Genomic DNA, 18,343 nt, shown 5'->3' with positions numbered 1-18,343 from the left:
ATGATGATCGATGAGTACCTTCGCCAGGCAAGCGTGCCAGCCTGGTTATTTTGCCTTGCCTGTCTTCTACCGGCGATCCTGCGGATCCTGCTGCGGCAGGCGCGGAGCCTTGACGCAATTTGGGGCGTCACCTTTCTCCTCGGCCTGAACCGCCTCTCCTTCCTGTACCGCCTATCCGCAGAAGCAAGCCATGCCTCCGCACTGGTGCTGGCTATCGCCATGGGAGCGATGTCTTGGTCGTATCAACGCCATGACAGGTAGCGCCATGCCAACGCTCTTCGGGCTGCCGGTCGGTTGGGCTGCAATTTTCGGGCTATTTCAAATCGTGCTTGGCGGAGGCGTACTAGCCTCTTGGATCAAAAATCGGCCAAAAATGCGGGAGATTGAGCGCAATGCCGAAACCAAGCTGCGCGACGATTTGATCGCGCGTGTCGAACGCCTTGAAACGAGGGTCGAAGAGACTCGGTCGTTTTACGAACGCAAGATCGAGCGCCTTCAGGCTGATTATGAAGCAGCGCAGCGCATAGCTCGTCACGAGCTAGCTAATGCCAAGATGCGCTTCCGGGCGCTGATCATGCTGCTCAAGCGGCTGCCGGACCCACCTGACGGACTAGCGATGATCCTGATCGACATCGAAAACATGGAGCTCGAGCAGGCAAAGAACGAGGCACTCGAAAAGGGCGTCGTCAGTGCTGCGAAGATCACCTCGGTAGCCCCCGTCACCTGAAGCCATCCCTAGGAGAACGTTATGCCGCAACCGTCACCGGAAGCGATCGCAGGCGCGCGCGCCGCGCAGACGCGAACCGGCATCCCCGCGTCGGTCAGCCTCGCGCAATATGTGATCGAGAGCGGCTGGGGCGCGCACGCCCCGGGCAACAACCCGTTCGGGATGAAGCCGCGCAAGGGCATGAACGATCCGCAGCAACTGCTGTGGACGACCGAATGGAGCGCGCTGCGGCGTGCGTTCGTGAAGGTGCAGCAGCCGTTCCGCGTGTTCCCGTCGATCGCTGCCGCGTTCGAGGCCCACGCCGAGCTGATCTCTACGGCCAAGGTCTACGCGCCGGCAATGGCCGCGCTGCCGAACGTCGTGACGTTCATCGAGCGCATGGCCGCGCGCTACGCAACTGACCCGCTCTACGCCAGCAAGCTGCAATCGCTGATCGCATCGGCCGGTCTCCGGAAGTTTGACGCATGACGTTCCGCGACCCCCGCTTCGTAATCGCCATGTCGATCATCTGTCTGTTCTCGGGTGCCTACATCGCCAATCCCACTGCCGAAATGTCCGGTGCGATTATCGCGGCATTCTCGGGCGCCTGGGGCTTCTACCTCGGCAGCAGCAGCGGCGCCGCCAAGAACGCGGACAACGTCGGCAAGGCGCTCGACCTGAACGCCAGCGTCCTCCCCCCCACACCGCCTGTCGCGGTCCTGCAACCCGGCCAAACCGCGCAGGCGGCCCCGGACCCCAATTCATAAAGGAGAATTTTATGTCCATCGGAAGCACCCTCAAGCATATCCTCGGCTTCGTTGCCGGGATCCTGATCCCCGGCGCGAGCCAGGACACCACCACCCTCACCCATTCGGTACAGCAGCATCTGGCCGACTTGTACGGCGCTGCGGCGGCGAAGATGGCGACCGAGCTCAAGCTCGACACGACCGGGATGAGCGGCCCCGACAAGGTCTTCGCGATCACGAAGGCGCTGGTCGCAACCGCGCAGCGCGACGGGTTCAAGGGCGATCTCACCGTCCTCGGTCACGTCGCGGTCGATATCGCGCAGTCGGCGTTCCGCTCGATCGAGCCGAACATCGGTGCCGACATCGTCGCCTTGGCATCGGCGCTGACCGCCAACCCGCTTGTCAACGTCGCAGCCGAATTGGTCGGCGGCATCGCGCAGAAGGCGGCTGACGGCATCGTGTTCGGTGCGCCGCATGAGGTGGTGCAGGCGATCCCCGCTCAGTGAGCGGACACGGCAAGGTCACGTCGGTCGATCACGTCCAGCCGGACAACGATACGATCGACGTGATCCGGCTGGCGACGGACTGGCCCCACGCGGCCAGTTCCGTCGATATCCCGGCCGACACCAATCCGCACCCGCAGATCGGCGACCTGATCAGCTGGGGACCCCACCACGTCCAGTGGAACGGCGAGACGCTGCGCAAGATCGGCTGGGAGGTCGATCCAAACGCACCGATCCACTGACGCCGACCCGCGCGCTGCGCAGATTTCCAGCCCGAAAGGCAACACCATGTCGAACATCCTCTATCCGAAATATAAGGAAGCGCTGCTCGCTGGCGGCGTGAACCTCGTGGCGGGTGCCGTCAAAGTCGCCCTGGTCGATACCGGCGCCTATACGTTTTCCCCGGCACACCAGTTCCTGTCCTCGGTACCGACCGCGGCGCGGATCGGCGCGCCCGGCGTGCTGGCCAACAAAACCGTCTCCGGCGGCGTGTTCAATGCCGACCCGACCATGCTCGCATCGGTTCCTGCCGGCAGCGGCACCGCAGCAGCTTCCGAGGCGCTAGTGCTGTATCGTGACAGCGGCACCGATGCGACGTCGGAACTCATCGCATTCTGGGATTCCGCGACCGGCCTTCCGCTGGTTACGAACGGCGGAAACGTGTCGATCACCTGGAATGCAGGCGGCATCTTTAACCTCTAATAGGGAGCCAGCCGTGGCGACTATTCAGTCCGTCCAGCCGATCGCGGCTGGCTTCCACTACGCGATCCGGCTTCAGGCGACCGGGCCACAAAGCCCTGCCTTCCCGTTCGGCTGCGAGCTGATGACCGAGGTCCGCGCATACGTGGGCGCGCCGGTTTCGGAGGGCATTCTGTCGACCGCCAACCAAACGATTATCCGGGTCGATGACGATACAATCGAACTGCACTTCCCCTCCAGCATGACAGGCGGCCTGACGAACAGCGTCGCCGTGATCGATCTTGTTCGCACCGATCCTTCGCCCGATCAGTGGATGAGCATCAGCGTCCAGATACCGCTTGTCCGGCCCGTTACCCAGCCTGGAGCGGACGCATGAACAACCTCAGGTCAGCATACCTTTCCACGATCGCGCGCGTCGACGCGTTCAATTGGAATGTCACGCTGCTGCCGATACCGAAGCCCAGAGCGCTCGGTCTCCCCAGCATCTCATCGCAGTCATATGTGCGCGCCCCCGCCGTGCTTGAGACATTCCTGCATGTTGCGCCGAGCACCATTGCAGCGACTTCGCAAGCCCAGCCACCCACTGTCGGGGTCGGAACGATGTTGGTCGCCCCGGCCGCGATCGCCGCAACCTCCGGGGTCGGTCTCTTCGCGCTGTCGGCTGGGCCGATCACGATCCTGCTGGGGACGATTCCAGCGCCCGCGCCCATCCCCGCTCCCGTATTGGCGGCTGGGTCAGTAGAGGTTCGATTGCCCGCGATCGCGGCGACATCTTCCGTGGCGGCGATGGCGATCGCGACATCTGCCCAGCCGCTTCCAGACCCCGCGGCGACCTATGCGAACAGCACCGCTGTTTACGCGAACGCCTCGACCATCTCGCCGACGCTGCTCGATCTCCAGCAGAGGATTCTCATCTTGGACCCGAACACTACCGCCTATCTTGTCGACTTCGGTACCGGGCCCAACACACCGACCGGCGACACCGTCCTTGCGGCGCTGACCAAGTTGCAAAACTGGATCGCAGCCATCGAAGCGGCGGCAAACGCTAAACCTCGCGCATTTTTCACTGACCCCTTCTTCGCCGACGGCATGTTCGCCCGGGCCTGACCCTTAAAAATTGGAGTGATAGACCATGACGGTTTTGAGCAAGTTCACCTCTACCACGACCGCAGTTGACGCACTGGACACGCTCAACGGGATGCTACCTTCGGGCAAGTTCACCGCAACCCCAACGGGCTTTCGCACGTCGAGCTCAATCGCGACATATCTTGCCCCAACCACGCCGACTGCATTCGCGCCGGTTACCGGGCTACCGGCCTCGCAGATCATCGTCGACACGGGCGACCTGCATCAGACCATGCATGGGTTCGGCGGCGCATTGACGGAATCGTCATGCTACGTCCTGACGCAGTATTGCTCGCCGGCGCAGCGCAAGGCGATCCTCAAGCAGACGTTCGGGACGGACGGCTTCAGCACGGCGCGCATCTGCATCGGCTCGAGCGACTTCACCCCGCGTCCCGCATCGGGCTATTACACCTATGCGGATGACTGGGACGGCGTCGACACGACGCTGCCGACGTTCACGATTCAGAAGGATCTTGAGTATGTCGTCCCGGTCCTGCGTGAAGCTCTGGCGGTCAACCCGCAGCTGAAGTTCATCGCTGCGCCATGGACGCCGCTGGCCAAGATGAAGACGTCGGGAACGATCTATGGCGGTACCCCGAGCTTCGTGGGCACCGCCACCAATTACACCGCCTACGCGACCTATTTCGTCAAGTTCCTGCAGGCATATCGCTCGCTGGGCATCCCGGTGTGGGCGATCACGGTTCAGAATGAGCCGATGTATGTCGGGACCGGATACCCGGGCTGCTACTGGTCCGGGGCGCAGCTGGCGACGTTCATTGGCAGCTATCTCGCGCCCGCGCTGGCGGCGGCCGGGCTTAACGGCGTTCGCATCCTGACCGGCGACGTGAACTGGAACGAGGCGGTCGTGCAGGGCAGCGACACCGTGACGGTCCCGTACGCCGATGCAGCGGCTGGGCCAGTGCTCGCCGGGTCGGCATGGCATGGGTACGATACCACGACGGGCTATGAGCCGTTCGACCAGGTGAAGCACTCGGCTGCCGGTAAGGAAGTGCATTTCACAGAGTATTGCAACGTGTCGCGCGGCAGCACGAATGCGGCAGATATGGCCGTGATGTTCGGCAACCTTGCGATCGGATCGATCCGCGCCGGCGCGCAGTCGATCACGCTCTGGAACCTGTTTCTGGATACCAACGGGTTGCCGACGCCGAGCACCACGAACACCAAGCCGGTCGCGGCAATCTCGACCGACGGCAACGCGACGGTCACGCGGCTGTCGGGCTACGCGATGCTGGCGCACCTAGCGCTCGCCTGCAAACCCGGTGCCAAACGGTGCCGCAGCACGACCTTCTCGACGGGGCAGAACGGTACCGATGTCATGTCGGTAGCATTCGTCAATCCGGACGGGTCGGTGGGCGTTGTCCTTTACAACGGGTCCCCTTCCACGCGCGTTGTCTCGCTGGTCGATGCCCAAACAGCGCTTTGCTCGTTCGTGTCCATCGCGGCCGGCGAGGCGCAGACGATCACGTACAGCGGTCTTTCGGCATCGGCCGCGGCGTTCGCGACCGGCACCATCGCCGCGCCCGGCCCGGTCACCGGGTTGTCCGCTAGCAGCGGCAACGGCAACGCAACACTGACCTGGACCGCGCCCACCAGCACCGACGCGGCAGGCATCGCCGGATACCTGATCCAGCGCGGCACCGTTAGCGGGCAGGCAACCCGTACTGTGGGGTCGGCCGGGCCGAACGCAACGTCGTTCAGCGATATCGACGCAGCGGTCGGAACAGCGTATTTCTACACCGTCTCAGCAATCGGTGCTGGCGGCTTGTCGACCGGCAATCCGCAGGCCAGCGTGACCGTGACCGCTTCGGCACCGGGCGCGCCGGTCATCGCGGTCGCGGCGGGCAACGCGCAGAATACCGTTTCCTTAACCCAGCCTGCGGCCGCGAACGGTGCGGCGGTGTCGCGCTACGACCTCTACCGGTCGACCAGTGCCGGCGGCGAAGGCACGACGCCATTCGTTTCGAACGTCACTTTCCCGTACACCGACGCCAGCCTGACGAACGGCACGGCCTACTATTATACCGCCTCCGCGACGAACAGCATCGGTACGGGCTCGCAGAGCACGGAGAAGAGCGGAACGCCGAGCGCGACGCTGGCCAAGCCGGGGCCGGGGTTGCTGGTGTCGGACGACGTCGGCGCGGGCAACCCCACGGCACAGAACAGCATCCCGACCGCGGGCTGGTCGAACACCAGCTTCACGTTCTCACCTTCGACTTCGACGGTCACCGCCCACAATACCGTGGCAGGACCGGACGGCTCAACCCTCGACGGATCGACGATCCGCTTCAACAGCCCGAACGCTTCGAGCGGTTATGCCTCAGTCGAGTGCGCCACGTCGGCGAATGCGAGCGGCGCGGCGGTAACAGGGTCGGTATATCTGCGCGGCAAGGTCGGCGGAGAACGCATCCAGATCCAGTTGGCAAGCGGGTCGCACTCGCCTGTCGCCACGACGCAGCTTACTCTAACGACAAACTGGGCGAAATATTCAATTGCTGGGTCCCCGCCCGCAGGTGCCCGCGCAATTCTTGCCCTTGGCGCCGCCCCAACGACTGTTGCCGACGTTTCGTTTGATGCGGCATGGGCGAACATGCTTTGAGGATGACGGGGGGGGCTATTGAGCTACGCCCAATGTCCCCCCCAAGCCCAATATTAGGAACGGTGCAAATGTCATGAGAATGGCGATTGCCCCCAATCCCATTCCGACGATAAGGCGAACTAAAGTCGCTGAGGCAGTCAATGTCTTAGCCAACCTCTGATCCTTTCCCTCAACGGTTCATCGAACGCATGGTGCGCTGAAATTGCCAGCAGAACGATAAGCGCCGTGATCCCAATTTGAAAAACTGCCCCATAGGAAGTCAGGTCCCGATGGCCGACGAGCCAAGCCACAAAGCACAGGATCGGCCAATGGATCGTATAAGCCGCATATGATGCATCGCCAAGCGCCTTACCGATTTTCGGGCGGCGTTCCTTGGCACTCGCCCCGAAATATACGATCGCCGGAAAGACGACGGAGACGCAGAACACTTGGTAAATTAGCCCGAGCCGCCCCGATACAGGGATGCACATTGCCGTCACCAAGATCAGGCAAATTACAAAGGACGGGATCTCAAACGGGGCAGGTTTCCGCGCATGGAAGCGCTGCACAGCAACGCCCGCGAAAAACGAAAAGATGACGCGCGCAAATCCCGCCATGATCGACAGATGATCGTAGCCCAGGTTTAGCCACCGTTGAGGCCTTCCGCAGATCACAAGGCCGACAAACGCTGCGCTGATTATGATGACCAGGAGCTTGCCTCGCAACCAACGCCAGGCAGCCGCGTAAGCCAGATTTGCCACCCAAAGCTCGAAAAAGAGGGACCAACCGGGTGCGTTGAGCGGGAACAGTTGCCCCACCAAGCTGGGGAGCAAAAATAGGTTGAGCACGATTCCCTGTGCCAGTTCGGCCCAGCTTAGTTGGCCAATGGTATCGGTGATGCCGATCGTCGCTACCGAAAGCGTCCAACCAAGAAACGCCAGCGGCCCCAGTCGAATAATACGCTTCTGCATGAACGCGCGCGTCGACATGCCGGCCGCCATCTTCGGATCATAGCTCAGTGCGATAACAAAGCCGCTCAAGCAGAAAAACAGGTCGACCGAAAGATACGACAGCGGCGGGGAATATCCTCCCAGGTGGAACGAAACGGCCGCATGATAAAGCACAACGATTACAGCCGCGACGCCTCTCAGCGCGTCTAGCGTTTGGTATCTGTCAGTCGCGCCCAGGCGCGGCTTTGCGTTCGTTGCTTGTGCGCTGCCCGCCATCCCTCGTTCCGCCCCCGTCATCGCGCGGCTTCGATAGAGCCAAAAAGGTTTTCAACCAAATAAATAGGGGAGCCCGGTGGTCAGCGATGAGCGCGAACCGCTGGCTACGGCTCCCTTTCAGAAACAAGAAGGCGAACCCTGCCCATGGCTTATATCGACTTCGGATCCGCGCCCAACACGCCCACCGGTGACCTATTCTTGGCTGCCGCAGCGAAACTCGGACTCCGAATCGATGCTCTCGCGGGCCAGCAAACGCCCCAGCCGACGCCGGCAATGCTCCTGGCCAATGTCGCACCGATCGAGCCCGCCCCGATCACGTCGAACGCGAGCACCGGAATACCCAACGCTGATACGGGCGCCCTTTCGCATTACGCCGAAGCGACCTTCAACAATAACGACGGCTTCTTTCTCAACGTCGGCATGGATGCGGCCGGAGCGAATGGCTACACGGTCCACAAGGCAAACGCCGATCACCTGAGCCTGAACCGGGTGGTAGCGGGTGTGAACAAGTTCATCGACTATATCTCGGTCGATGCGAAATATAATACCAACTCGAAGTTCCGGCTCGAATTGACCGATAAGTTCGGGCTGACGCTTTATGCGGGATCGAGCACCGATACCGTCCTCACCCAGATCTACCAGGCGAAATACAAGCCTAACGGCGGGGGTGATGCTGCTGTCAGCGTCGACCTGATCGGCAATTTTGCGGGGACGGCCTCCAGCGCTGCTGGCATTGCCTCGTCAAAAGCGGGCGTGATCGGTCTGGCGAATAATCCGCTGAAGGTCAGCAATGTGCAGTTCCACTCGGCCACGCGGTGCGTTTCCGCGGACGTGGCCTATTACATTCCGGCCAACGATGTCCTCTTGGCCCAGATCGAGGATCTGGCCGGTAACGTCCTGGTCGCTTACGCTGCGACCACGGTCGTTGCGAACTCGGTCGCTGGCGCGGCAACGATCCAGACGACCAACGCCGTGCCGATCAATAAGCAGGGGTCGGATTTCCACATCAGGTTCGAGTTTCAGGCCAACAGTGCGGTCGCCGCTGTGGCGTCATCCTATTACCCGACGCTCGGCTTGTTCGGTTCCAACCTCGCCGCGCCGGGGGCATATGGCGTTCCGCGGCCGACCTATACGAACCTGCTCGCGGGCGGATATTGGCAGGGCTGGGGCGACGAGAACGGGTACCAGACGTACGATCCCTATTACTCGCCGACGAAGCTCGACGCCAACGGCTACCCGCTGGCGTCCAAGATCGCGATGCAATCGTCGTTCCCGGTGATGGCGCCCGGCGAGACGGTGCGCCTCCAGCTGGACTGGACCGGCGGCGCATGCACGATCGCGTTGCCTGGTGGCGGGGCCGGCTACACGCATTCGGCCATAACCGTGGTCAACGGCAACACCGTGCAGTTCGACATCTCCGTGGACGTCATCAATCCGGTTGCGGACAACGACCTCCTGACGATCGTATTCCAAACGATCGATGTGACGAACCCGCCGAAAAACATCTTCCTAGGCGTCGTGGGTGCGGATCGAACGAAGCGCTTCCAGCAGAGCTATATCGACTTCCTCAAGAAGCTCGACGGACCGATGCGCTTCCTCGATTGGGGCGAAGCGTTCGACGATGGCAGCGCGTACGACCAGGCCGTCAACAAGGGTTGGTCGAAGCGATCGCATCGCAATGTCCTTGGCCATCAGGGGGCCCGAGGCACGCCGTACGAGGATTACATCGAACTCGCGCAGCTCACGGGCCGCGACGTATGGCTGACGCCGCCTCTGGCCATGGTGAACAGCCCGGAAGGGCTCGACGACCTGACGCGCATGCTCAAAATGTTCGACACCGGCGAAGGCGCTGACCCGAACACGATCACCGGCGGCGTTCCGGCCGGGAACAGGATCCGCATCGAGTTGTCGGACGAGATTTGGAACTCAGGCCGCGCGCCGTGGAGCTACGCCGCATCCATGGGCCGCCAGTACCATGCATACGTGGATGACGGCTCGGACGGCGGGAACAAGAACGTTGCCTCCTGTATCGGCCGACTGGTCGCGCAGAAGACCTTGGGACTGACGGTCCGCGCCGCGATACCGACGTGGCAAACCCGGACGTTGCTCAAGCTTGGTTTGCAGATGGGCAACGGCGACCTCGGGAACCTGGTCTCGACCGGAAGCTTCTGGAGCGACGCCCTCCCCTTTTGGGACCGTGGGTGCAAAGCGCCGTACGCTCCGGCTGACGCCAACGTGACCGGCGCCGGCGTGCAGCCCGCCAGCCACAGTGCGAACGATTTGGTCGCATGGTTGAACCCGTCCGCCGAGGGCCTCGTAACGGAGATGGAAGCCGAACGTCAGGCGCTCGCCGTCTACGGTAAGCCGATGGATATCTACGAGTGGAATATCTCCCGGCCGAGCGTGACGTTCCGTACGAAGAAGGACGAGTTCCGATGGCTTTCCAGCCCAGCGGTGTTCGCTTTCATGCGCGATAGGTTCTCACCGATGATCGCGTCGGTCGGCGGGGATAGTTGCCTATTCAACGATCAGGGGTTGTACGGCGGGTACAACGGCGGCGGCGGCCACGATCAGCGGTGGAACATGGACTCCGGTCTGGGATCGCCGCTCAATGCGCTGTTCGACGGCGTGCTCGCGTACCTCGGCAAGACGCCGAGCCGCACCTATACGGAGGGGCCCGCCCCCACGACAGCGCCGACGCTGGCCGGGGCCGCCAATGGGTCGAGCTTCACGATGACGCCGGGCGTTTGGCCGACGGGCGCAGTCGTCCGCTATCGCGTTATGACGACGATCACGGCCGATCATCACGAGCGGAACGAAAAGGTCACGACCAACGCCTACGCGCGGAACGGCCAAACGGCAGGCGATAGCATCGAATACGCCGAGATCGTCGAGTTGAACGGCGGATGGACATGGTACAGCACGGCGCCGATCACCTTGGCGTGATCAGGTCGATCCGCGCCAAGCCCCCGACTTCCCCAGCTGCACCAGGATCCCGTTGAACGCCCCGCTGACGTTCTGCGCCCGGCCGATCGGCTCGTCATAGCTGGCAGCCTCCCATAGGTTCGTCAGCGGCCAGCGTTCGGGGCAATGGGGCAGCAACACGCGCAGGGCCAGGCGGACGGGGACGGTGTCGATCTTCTCGCGGCGACTGGTCTCGACGGCCGCGCGCAGGATCTGCACAGCTAGATCTATGGTGGTGCGGTCGGCTGGGGGCATAGTGGCAACTACCGCATAATTTGCGGTAGTTCGACCGGTGCCTCGGATTTACGAGGGACCCCTTACCTTGGCGCCGGTTTGGCGAAGAAAGCAGTGACTGAGTCATTATTCCATTTGACAGAACATGACTCAGTCACTATTACTTTTCGTGTCAGACGGCAACGGTATCTCGCCCAAGCCCGCTGACAACCCGAAAGGAAAGTGAGAATGAAGCTCACAATCCGGCTTCGGATTTGGAAAGTGACCATGGAGTTCACGATCCAAGCTTAGAAGCCCCCGCCCCCCGGTCTGATCAGACCGGGGGGCGGGATAGGGTTCAAGATACGGAAACTCACATGGCTATGCAACCCGAAGAACTGAAGGCTATCCGCACTACGCTGGGCCTGAGCCAGGCTCAGCTTGGCGCCGCTCTTGGGCTAACCGCTCAATATGTTGGCTTTATGGAGCGAGGTGTCTCCCCGATCGAGCCTCGCACGGCAATGTCGATACTATACATCGCTGAGCATCCGGAGGTTGCCGGAGAACCGATCGGCGATATTGATGCGCCTCCCGGATCGGCCCTTGGGCAGGTTCGAAGCCTGCTTGAGCAATTGCCGCGCACCGGGCCGGCCAGTTACGAGACGTCCACGCTTAGTTCCAGTGGAGGAGCTCCTATCATTCTGACAATCCGTTTCCGGCGCTAGCAGGTGATCACTACTCCCAGTCCTCTCGCTCGCCGAACAGCCGCGGATCGACCCGGAAGTATTGCGCAAGCAGCTGCTGCTCGTTGATCGCGAGGCGCAGCGGCCCTGCGCCTCGCGCGAAGCGCGACAAATAGCCTGACGGACGACGCAGCATGCGCGACAGCGCGGACAGCGTTACGCGGTGCTCGACGGCCAGCGATCGCAGCGTCTCGCGCACCTGGTCTGGATCGGCGGCGGCGATAGGCTTCATTCAGACATCCTCGGTTCGTCACTCCGCGACAGCCTACAAAATGAGGAACACGTCCGCCACCGCGCTGGCATCGGCCTTAGCGGCGAGCGGGGGTGCCGTGTGTCACCACGGCAACCGACGGACTGGAGATCCGTCACGCGCGGCAAGCCAAGCCGCAAACGCCCCGCACCTGCGCAACAGGCCGGGCTTCTCTGGACCCAGAACCATTATGGAATCGTCAACGAATGCAATTCGTCCCGTCTCTCCGCCTGCCCCGTACATTGGCGGCAAGCGCAATCTCTCGCGGCGCCTTTGCGCCTTGATCGATGCGACACCGCACGACACCTATGTTGAGCCGTTCGTCGGCATGGGCGGGGTATTCCTCAAGCGCACACGCCAGCCCCGCGCCGAGGTGATCAACGATATCTCCGCAGACGTCACCACCCTCTTCCGGATCCTGCAGCGGCACTACCCCCAGTTCATGGACGTGCTGAAATGGCAGATCACCAGCCGGACCGAGTTCGACCGGCTGCGCGCGGCCGCGCCGGACACGCTGACCGACCTCGAGCGCGCCGCGCGCTTCCTTTATCTCCAGCGGCTGTCGTTCGGTGGAAAAGTCGACGGGCGATCGTTCGGCATCGATCGGCGGACGCCGGCGCGATTCGACGTGACCAAGCTCGCGCCGATGCTCGATGAGCTCCACCAGCGGCTGACCGGCGTTGTGATCGAGCGCCTGCCCTACGCCGAGCTGATCCGACGCTATGACGGGCCGGATACCCTGTTCTTCCTCGACCCACCCTACTGGGGTTGCGAGGGAGACTATGGCCCGGGCGTGTTCGAGCGCGCGGATTTCGAACGTCTTGCCGACCAGTTGGCGGGTATCTCCGGCCGATTCATCCTCACGATCAATGCCACCAACGGTGCGCGCGAGGTGTTCAGCCGGTTCAATCTGGCCGAGGTCGACACGACCTATACGATCGCTACCGCGTCATCCGGCGGCGGCAAGCGGGTCAAAGAGTTGATCGTGCAAAATCGTCCGGCAGCCCCCGTTTAAAACGGGACAAGCTCGTCATCGTCGCTGCTTCGTCCTCTGGAAAGGAACTGCTCTGCGGTTCGGTCCCAGTCAGATTGCAGCACCTCCTTGCGGACGGCGTCATAGTCCTCGGCCACATGGACCGATCGCGGCCCGGCTTTGGGCCCCAGCACCAGCAAGCTCCCCTCTCCCGTCTCGTGAGGTTCGATGAATCGTACGGTGGTCCTGTCGAACGAGAACGGGCGTCCGTCCTTGTGGTGCAGTTCGCGCATAGTGGTGCCCTACCTGGAGTGGACGACTGGCATGGAGCATCCGATCGATTCGACGCAATCGGATCAACTTCATGTGCGGTGAGTTGATCGGCTCATGGATCAGCGCGAACTCAGCCTCGCCGTCGTCGGCATCGATTACGCCAATGCCGACAAGGCCAAGAGCAACCGGCGATTCGAGCTATTGCAGTGCGAGCCCGGTGATCCCGTCGAGCTGCGCCGCGAGCCCAAGAACCCGCACGATCCGAACGCGGTGGCGGTGTTCAGCGAGCGAGGCATCCAGGTCGGATACCTCACCGCGGAACGCGCGCCGTGGATCGGCGGGAAGATCGCAGCCGGTGAAGAAGCGGTCGCGATCTTTCAAGCTCTGGGCGGCGGCGCGGCGACGATCCGAATCCGGTTCGGGGGCGGTATCCCTACCCTGCCCACCGCCGCGCCGTTGCCGCCGATCCCATATGACGACAGCGATTTCCACGCTGATCCGGACGGACCGGAGTGGGGGGCGTGAAATACCTTGTTCGAGCACTGTCCCACATTCGAACAAAGCACATTTTTCAAACGTGGTATAATTCGTGGTAAAATCCACAGCGCTCTAATAAATATCGTTTATTATCAACGCATAGTCGGCTTGATATGACGGCCTCCCGCTCCGCCACTACACCTCTGGGGTGAAACGAATAATTCCGAATAAGTCTTCGGTTTTCACAACCGCTTCCCGATCGCGAGTGTGCGTGAGGCCGAACGCCGCCGGACGCTTACCTCGGAACTCGCCAGCCTCGGCGATTTATACCGCGCCAATCTCGGACCTTCGTTCAGCAAGCTCGATAGCAGGGACCGAACGACTTTTGCTGGCGGAGCCCGCTGGCCTTCTGACGGAAGCGATGCGTTAGAAACGATCGGTCTTGTAACGCGTCTGCCGGTCGACGACCGCTCAAGCGCGATTGTAAACAATTCGTCGGTGGGACTGCCAGGCTCATCTCCAGTTCGCGGTCGTCGAACAAGGCTCGGTCATGGACCGGCACGACGCCCCGGCCGTTCGAGAATGAGCGCCATCGCCATACCCTCTGCAACGGTGTGCAACTCGCGATCCTAAGCGCCTTCCCTCGGGCGGCATGATACGACATGATGCCGCTAACACACCTACCGGGGGGACCGTGATGACCGACCTGACACGCCGCGACGCTCTTGCCGCGGCTGCTTTCGCCGCCGTCGCTACCGCGCTCCCCGCCTGGGCACAGGACCGGACCGCCGTCGCGGACGTGGCGGCGTGGGATCTGCGGGAAATCTATCCCGACGACGCGAGCTGGGATGCCGCGCGCAAGGCCGTTCTGGCGAAGATTCCTTCGCTCGCCAAATACAAGGGCACGCTCGGCACCGGAGCCGACGCGATGGCCGCCGCCTTGGTCGCGCAGTCCGACCTCGCCCGCGACAGTGCGCGCGTCTCGACCTATGCCGCGCTCAAGAGCGACGCCGATCTGCGCGTCTCGGCGAACCAGGAAAAGCTCGCGCAGGTCGCCGACATGTTTACCGCATTGAGCGAGGCGGTGTCGTGGACGTCGCCCGAGATTCTGACTCTCGGCAAGGCGAAGATCGAGGGCTATCTCGCCGCCAACACGACGCTCGCGACACGTTTCGATGTCTATCTCGCCGATACGCTGCGCCAGGCGCCGCATACGCTCTCGCCCGAAGGCGAAGTGCTGCTCGCCGGTACCGGCGCGCCGTTTGCCGGGCCGGGCGACGTGCGCGAACTGCTGGTCGGGTCGGACATCCCCTGGCCAACGATCACGCTATCGACCGGCAAGGCGGTTCGGCTCGACGACCAAGCCTATACGCTCAACCGCGACGCGCCGGTGCGCGCCGATCGCAAGGCGGTGTTCGATGCGTTCTGGGCGGAATATGGCAAGTTCAAAAGCTCGCTCGGCGCTGCCTATCTCGCGCATGTGAAGGCCGATATATATCAGGCGAAGGCGCGCAAATATCCGACGTCGCTCGCTGCCGCGCTATCTGAGCGCAACGTGCCCGAGCGCGTCTATCGCACGCTGGTGACCGAGGCGAATGCCGGCCTGCCGCAGTTGCACCGCTATTTCGAAGTGCGCCGCAAGATGCTCGGCCTGCCCGACATGGCCTATTACGACATATATCCGCCGATCGTGTCGCTCGACCGGAAGGTCACCATCCCGGAAATGCGCACGACGGTGCTCGAGGCGGTCAAGCCCCTGGGGCCGGAGTATGTCGCCGTGCTCGGCGCCTCGACCGCCAAGAAGTGGATGGACCCGCTGCCGCGACCGGGCAAGAAAGCGGGCGCGTACATGAACCCCGGCGCATACGACGTGCACCCCTATCTGCTGCTCAACCTCGGTGAGAATTACGAGGGGATGACCACCTTCGCGCACGAATGGGGGCATGCGATGCACACGCTGCTCGCCAACAAGACGCAGGTCTACGAGAAGGCCGATTACCCGATCTTCCTCGCCGAGATCGCATCGACCTGCAACGAGTTGCTGCTCGCGGCCTATATGGTCGCCAAGGCCAAGACCAAGCAGGAGAAACTCTTCTATCTCGGCCAGCAGCTCGAGAGCATTCGCGGGACCTTCTACCGCCAGACGATGTTCGCTGAGTTCGAGCTCGCGGTGCACGACAGGGCCGAAGCCGGCGAGGGGCTATCGGGCGAGCGCTTCACTGCGCTCTATCTCGACCTGCTCAAGCGATATCACGGCCCCAAGGTCGCAATCGATCCCGCCTATGCCGCCGAATGGGCGTATATCCCGCACTTCTACACCAGCTTCTACGTTTACCAATATGCGACCTGCGTCTCGGCGGCCTCGTATTTCGCGCATTCGATCCTGAACGGCGGGGCGAAGGAGCGCGACACTTATCTGACGATGCTCAAGTCCGGTGGGTCGGATTATCCGACCGAGATCCTCAAGCGCGCCGGTCTCGATATGGCGAGCCCCGCGCCGTACCGCGCGGTGGTCGCGACGTTCAAGGATACGCTCGACCAGGTCGAGGCGTTGATCGGCTAGTCGAGCGGGTAGAGCATCGCGACGATGCACGGTTCTTGGCGAGCGCCGGCTTCCGCCATGACCCCCGGGCCGTGGCGGAAGCCGCTTTCTCGTCCAGACGGATCTCCTCCACGCGCGCCGACTGACGTGGAGGGAAAGCCGATACCGGCGTCCACCGCGTCCACAACGGCGCGTTCCATGCCGTCGCCTCGCTGATCGCGGTGCGGTCATGCCCGCGGTCGCCCTGTTCCACCGTGCGCCTGCAGCGAAGATACGCGGCCGTCAGGCGGAGGCCCCTAGCCGCAGCCCATCGTCAAGCGCGGCCGAGCCCAGCCAGCGTGCTGCGCAACGCTTCGTCCAGCGGTGTGCCTGGTACGTCACCCAGAAATTGCCGCAGCTTTGCATCGATCAGCCGCAGCGGCCGGCGCCACAGATAGATCATCTCCCGCATCTCGCGCACCGTTTCGTTGAAGGGCGCAAGCGCGTGGATCACTGGCCAGGGAAAAGGGTAGATTGGCGCATCTGGCCGACCCGCCGCCAGACGGATCGCCTCGGCGAAACTGCGATTGTCGTCCAGCCAGGTGCCGCCGAAATGGAACCGGTCGAAAGCGGCAAGTTCGTCGCGCCGTTCAAGCAGACGCACCATGGTCTCGGCAAGGTCGGGCAGATAGGCCCATGCATGCCCCACGCCGGCGCGCGCGGGATTGAAGACCCGTTGCACCGGCCCGGGTGTCGGCACCATGCCCTGCGCCAGCCAGCTGTTCCCACTGCGCGGCCCGTAGAAATCGCCCGCGCGGACGATGAGGGCTTTGGCCCCCTCCTCTGCTGCCCGCTCCAGCCGACGTTCCATCTCGACGCGGATGCGCCCCTTGCGCGTCTTCGGGTGCTGCGCAGCCGACTCGTCGACCGCCTCGCCGGCATCCGGATCGAAGTTGTAGACCGTCCCCGGAAGAACCACATGCGCGCCGTGTCTGGTCGCGGCGGCAAGGCTGTTGTCGAGCATTGGCAGGACCAGGCCGGACCAGTTGCGATAGCCCGGTGGGTTCACCGCGTGAACGATCACTGCCATGCCAGCGGCGGCGCGGTCGACCGACGCCCGGTCCATCGCATCGCCCTGAACCCAGTGCAGATCCGGATTGCTCGACGCGGCATGCGCGGGATCGCGGTGCAGCGCCCGCACGTCCCAGCCGCGGGCGGACAAGACACGCGCGACCTCGCCGCCAATGCCACCCGTCGCGCCGATCACCAGCGCCGTATTCGATATCTTCGTCATGTCGCACCTCGTTGCTGTTGCTAGGAAGATGGACCGACATCGGGTAAACGAGAATTGGCGAAAAGCGCAGGGCTGCCATACAGGATTGCATGGATATGGGCGGTCCGGGATGGGAACTATGGCGAACCTTCGACGCCGTGATGCGCGAAGGCAGCCTGTCGAGCGCGGCACGCGCGCTTGGCCTTACCCAGCCGACCGCCGGTCGGCATATCGCCGAACTCGAGGCGACGCTCAGCACGGGCGGGCTGTTCACGCGCTCCGCGCGCGGACTACAACCGACCGAAGCCGCGCGAGTGCTGGCGCCCCATGCCGAGGCGATGGCGGCAGCGGCGGCAGCGTTGGTCCGCATCGCCTCCGCGCCGACCGACGTGGCGGCCGGCGTCGTCCGCATCAGTGCGAGCGAGGTCATCGGCGCCGAGGTGCTTCCGCCCATCCTGACCACCTTGCATACTGCCCATCCCGGACTGACGCTGGAGCTGTTGCTGACCAATGCTTCTTCCGACCTGCTGCGCCGCGACGCCGATCTAGCGATCCGGATGACGCAGCCCAAACAGCAGGCGCTGCTTGCCAGATCGGTGGGGCGCATCCGCCTGGGGCTCTATGCCCGACGTGACTATCTCGCGCGATCCGGACCAATCACGCGCACGGCAGACCTCGCGCACCACGCCGTGATCGGTTTCGACCGTGATGCCGCTTCCTTGCGGACCATCAATGCCGTCTGGCCCGATCTTCCGGCGTTCGCGCTGCGCACCGACAACCAGCTCGCGCATATCGCTGCGGTGCGGGCCGGGTTCGGGATCGGCGTGCTGCAGGATCCCATCGCCCGCCGCGACCCGGAACTCTTGCCAGTGCTCCGCGAAGCGTTCACCGCGCACCTGCCGGTGTGGATCGCGATGCACGAAGACCTGAAGTCGACCCACCGGATGCGGATCGTGTTCGACGCGCTGGTTGCGGGAATGGCTGCGCATGTTGGGGCGGTCCCCGATATGGAATGGAGTTGACCCAGCCTCGAACATCGGTCGATCGCGTTCGGC

At 63.1% G+C, this 18,343-nt stretch carries 20 protein-coding genes; 15 read left to right on the top strand and 5 right to left on the bottom strand.

Going from position 1 to position 18,343, the window contains the following annotated elements; genetic code table 11:
- The 10 genes from L8G49_RS05430 to L8G49_RS05385 are packed head-to-tail and all read left to right on the top strand — an operon-like array spanning nt 1 to nt 6,396.
- Nucleotides 1–261 (top strand): hypothetical protein, encoded by a 261-nt coding sequence (locus tag L8G49_RS05430; RefSeq protein WP_242183062.1) that lies wholly within the window; start codon nt 1–3, stop codon nt 259–261.
- 4 nt (nt 262–265) lie between these two features.
- Nucleotides 266–727 (top strand): hypothetical protein, encoded by a 462-nt coding sequence (locus L8G49_RS05425; protein WP_242183060.1) that lies wholly within the window; start codon nt 266–268, stop codon nt 725–727.
- Nucleotides 728–748: 21 nt separating this feature from the next.
- Nucleotides 749–1,195: a glucosaminidase domain-containing protein gene (locus tag L8G49_RS05420; protein ID WP_242183058.1), complete on the top strand. Its 447-nt coding sequence runs from the start codon at nt 749–751 to the stop codon at nt 1,193–1,195.
- On the top strand, nt 1,192–1,473 hold the full coding sequence (locus tag L8G49_RS05415) for a hypothetical protein (protein WP_242183056.1): 282 nt from the start codon (nt 1,192–1,194) through the stop codon (nt 1,471–1,473). Before L8G49_RS05420 ends, L8G49_RS05415 begins: the two co-directional genes overlap by 4 nt.
- Before the next feature lie 11 nt (nt 1,474–1,484).
- A complete protein-coding gene (locus L8G49_RS05410; protein WP_242183055.1) occupies nt 1,485–1,958 on the top strand; it encodes a hypothetical protein in 474 nt (157 codons plus the stop codon).
- Entirely contained in the window at nt 1,955–2,197 is a 243-nt protein-coding gene (locus tag L8G49_RS05405; protein WP_242183053.1) for a hypothetical protein, read from the top strand. The genes L8G49_RS05410 and L8G49_RS05405 overlap by 4 nt, the downstream gene beginning before the upstream one ends.
- Before the next feature lie 46 nt (nt 2,198–2,243).
- Nucleotides 2,244–2,657: a hypothetical protein gene (locus tag L8G49_RS05400; protein ID WP_242183052.1), complete on the top strand. Its 414-nt coding sequence runs from the start codon at nt 2,244–2,246 to the stop codon at nt 2,655–2,657.
- A gap of 13 nt (nt 2,658–2,670) precedes the next feature.
- Entirely contained in the window at nt 2,671–3,030 is a 360-nt protein-coding gene (locus L8G49_RS05395; protein ID WP_242183050.1) for a hypothetical protein, read from the top strand.
- Nucleotides 3,027–3,761 carry a hypothetical protein gene (locus tag L8G49_RS05390; protein ID WP_242183048.1) on the top strand — a complete coding sequence of 245 codons (735 nt, stop codon included), beginning with the start codon at nt 3,027–3,029 and terminating at the stop codon, nt 3,759–3,761. The genes L8G49_RS05395 and L8G49_RS05390 overlap by 4 nt, the downstream gene beginning before the upstream one ends.
- A gap of 25 nt (nt 3,762–3,786) precedes the next feature.
- On the top strand, nt 3,787–6,396 hold the full coding sequence (locus tag L8G49_RS05385; RefSeq protein ID WP_242183046.1) for a glycoside hydrolase family 30 beta sandwich domain-containing protein: 2,610 nt from the start codon (nt 3,787–3,789) through the stop codon (nt 6,394–6,396).
- A 137-nt stretch (nt 6,397–6,533) separates the two neighbouring features.
- On the opposite strand, the gene L8G49_RS05380 is transcribed toward L8G49_RS05385, so the two are convergent.
- Nucleotides 6,534–7,622 carry an acyltransferase gene (locus L8G49_RS05380; RefSeq protein WP_242183044.1) on the bottom strand — a complete coding sequence of 363 codons (1,089 nt, stop codon included), beginning with the start codon at nt 7,620–7,622 and terminating at the stop codon, nt 6,534–6,536.
- A 252-nt stretch (nt 7,623–7,874) separates the two neighbouring features.
- Between L8G49_RS05380 and L8G49_RS05375 the strand changes: the two genes are divergently transcribed.
- Nucleotides 7,875–10,547 carry a hypothetical protein gene (locus L8G49_RS05375; RefSeq protein ID WP_242183042.1) on the top strand — a complete coding sequence of 891 codons (2,673 nt, stop codon included), beginning with the start codon at nt 7,875–7,877 and terminating at the stop codon, nt 10,545–10,547.
- On the opposite strand, the gene L8G49_RS05370 is transcribed toward L8G49_RS05375, so the two are convergent.
- On the bottom strand, nt 10,548–10,784 hold the full coding sequence (locus L8G49_RS05370; protein WP_242183040.1) for a hypothetical protein: 237 nt from the start codon (nt 10,782–10,784) through the stop codon (nt 10,548–10,550).
- Between the two features lie 729 nt (nt 10,785–11,513).
- Nucleotides 11,514–11,753: a peptidase S24 gene (locus L8G49_RS05365; protein ID WP_242183038.1), complete on the bottom strand. Its 240-nt coding sequence runs from the start codon at nt 11,751–11,753 to the stop codon at nt 11,514–11,516.
- Between the two features lie 208 nt (nt 11,754–11,961).
- Here L8G49_RS05365 and L8G49_RS05360 point away from each other — a divergent pair, with 208 nt between their 5' ends.
- The gene (locus L8G49_RS05360) at nt 11,962–12,786 is read left to right on the top strand and encodes a DNA adenine methylase (protein WP_242183753.1); all 825 of its coding nucleotides are present in this window, start codon (nt 11,962–11,964) and stop codon (nt 12,784–12,786) included.
- Here L8G49_RS05360 and L8G49_RS05355 read toward each other — a convergent pair.
- On the bottom strand, nt 12,783–13,037 hold the full coding sequence (locus tag L8G49_RS05355; protein WP_242183036.1) for a hypothetical protein: 255 nt from the start codon (nt 13,035–13,037) through the stop codon (nt 12,783–12,785). The two genes, L8G49_RS05360 and L8G49_RS05355, sit on opposite strands and share 4 nt — an antisense overlap.
- A 94-nt stretch (nt 13,038–13,131) precedes the next feature.
- On the opposite strand from L8G49_RS05355, the gene L8G49_RS05350 reads away from it, so the two are divergent.
- Both L8G49_RS05350 and pepF read left to right on the top strand, forming a co-directional pair.
- Nucleotides 13,132–13,542 (top strand): HIRAN domain-containing protein, encoded by a 411-nt coding sequence (locus tag L8G49_RS05350; protein WP_242183034.1) that lies wholly within the window; start codon nt 13,132–13,134, stop codon nt 13,540–13,542.
- A gap of 649 nt (nt 13,543–14,191) precedes the next feature.
- Nucleotides 14,192–16,057, top strand: a complete 1,866-nt coding sequence (pepF, locus tag L8G49_RS05345) for an oligoendopeptidase F (protein ID WP_242183032.1) — start codon at nt 14,192–14,194, stop codon at nt 16,055–16,057.
- Between the two features lie 292 nt (nt 16,058–16,349).
- On the opposite strand, the gene L8G49_RS05340 is transcribed toward pepF, so the two are convergent.
- Complete coding sequence (locus L8G49_RS05340; protein WP_242183030.1) at nt 16,350–17,309, bottom strand: NAD(P)H-binding protein; 960 nt, start codon at nt 17,307–17,309, stop codon at nt 16,350–16,352.
- Nucleotides 17,310–17,398: 89 nt separating this feature from the next.
- On the opposite strand from L8G49_RS05340, the gene L8G49_RS05335 reads away from it, so the two are divergent.
- Nucleotides 17,399–18,310: a LysR family transcriptional regulator gene (locus L8G49_RS05335; RefSeq protein ID WP_242183028.1), complete on the top strand. Its 912-nt coding sequence runs from the start codon at nt 17,399–17,401 to the stop codon at nt 18,308–18,310.
- Nucleotides 18,311–18,343: the final 33 nt, after the last annotated feature.

It is taken from the genome of Sphingomonas sp. CARO-RG-8B-R24-01, assembly GCF_022662295.1.
In the GTDB taxonomy this organism is placed as follows: domain Bacteria; phylum Pseudomonadota; class Alphaproteobacteria; order Sphingomonadales; family Sphingomonadaceae; genus Sphingomonas.
The sequence above is the reverse complement of the archived record's forward strand: the minus strand, read 5'-3'. Positions and strand labels throughout refer to the sequence as shown.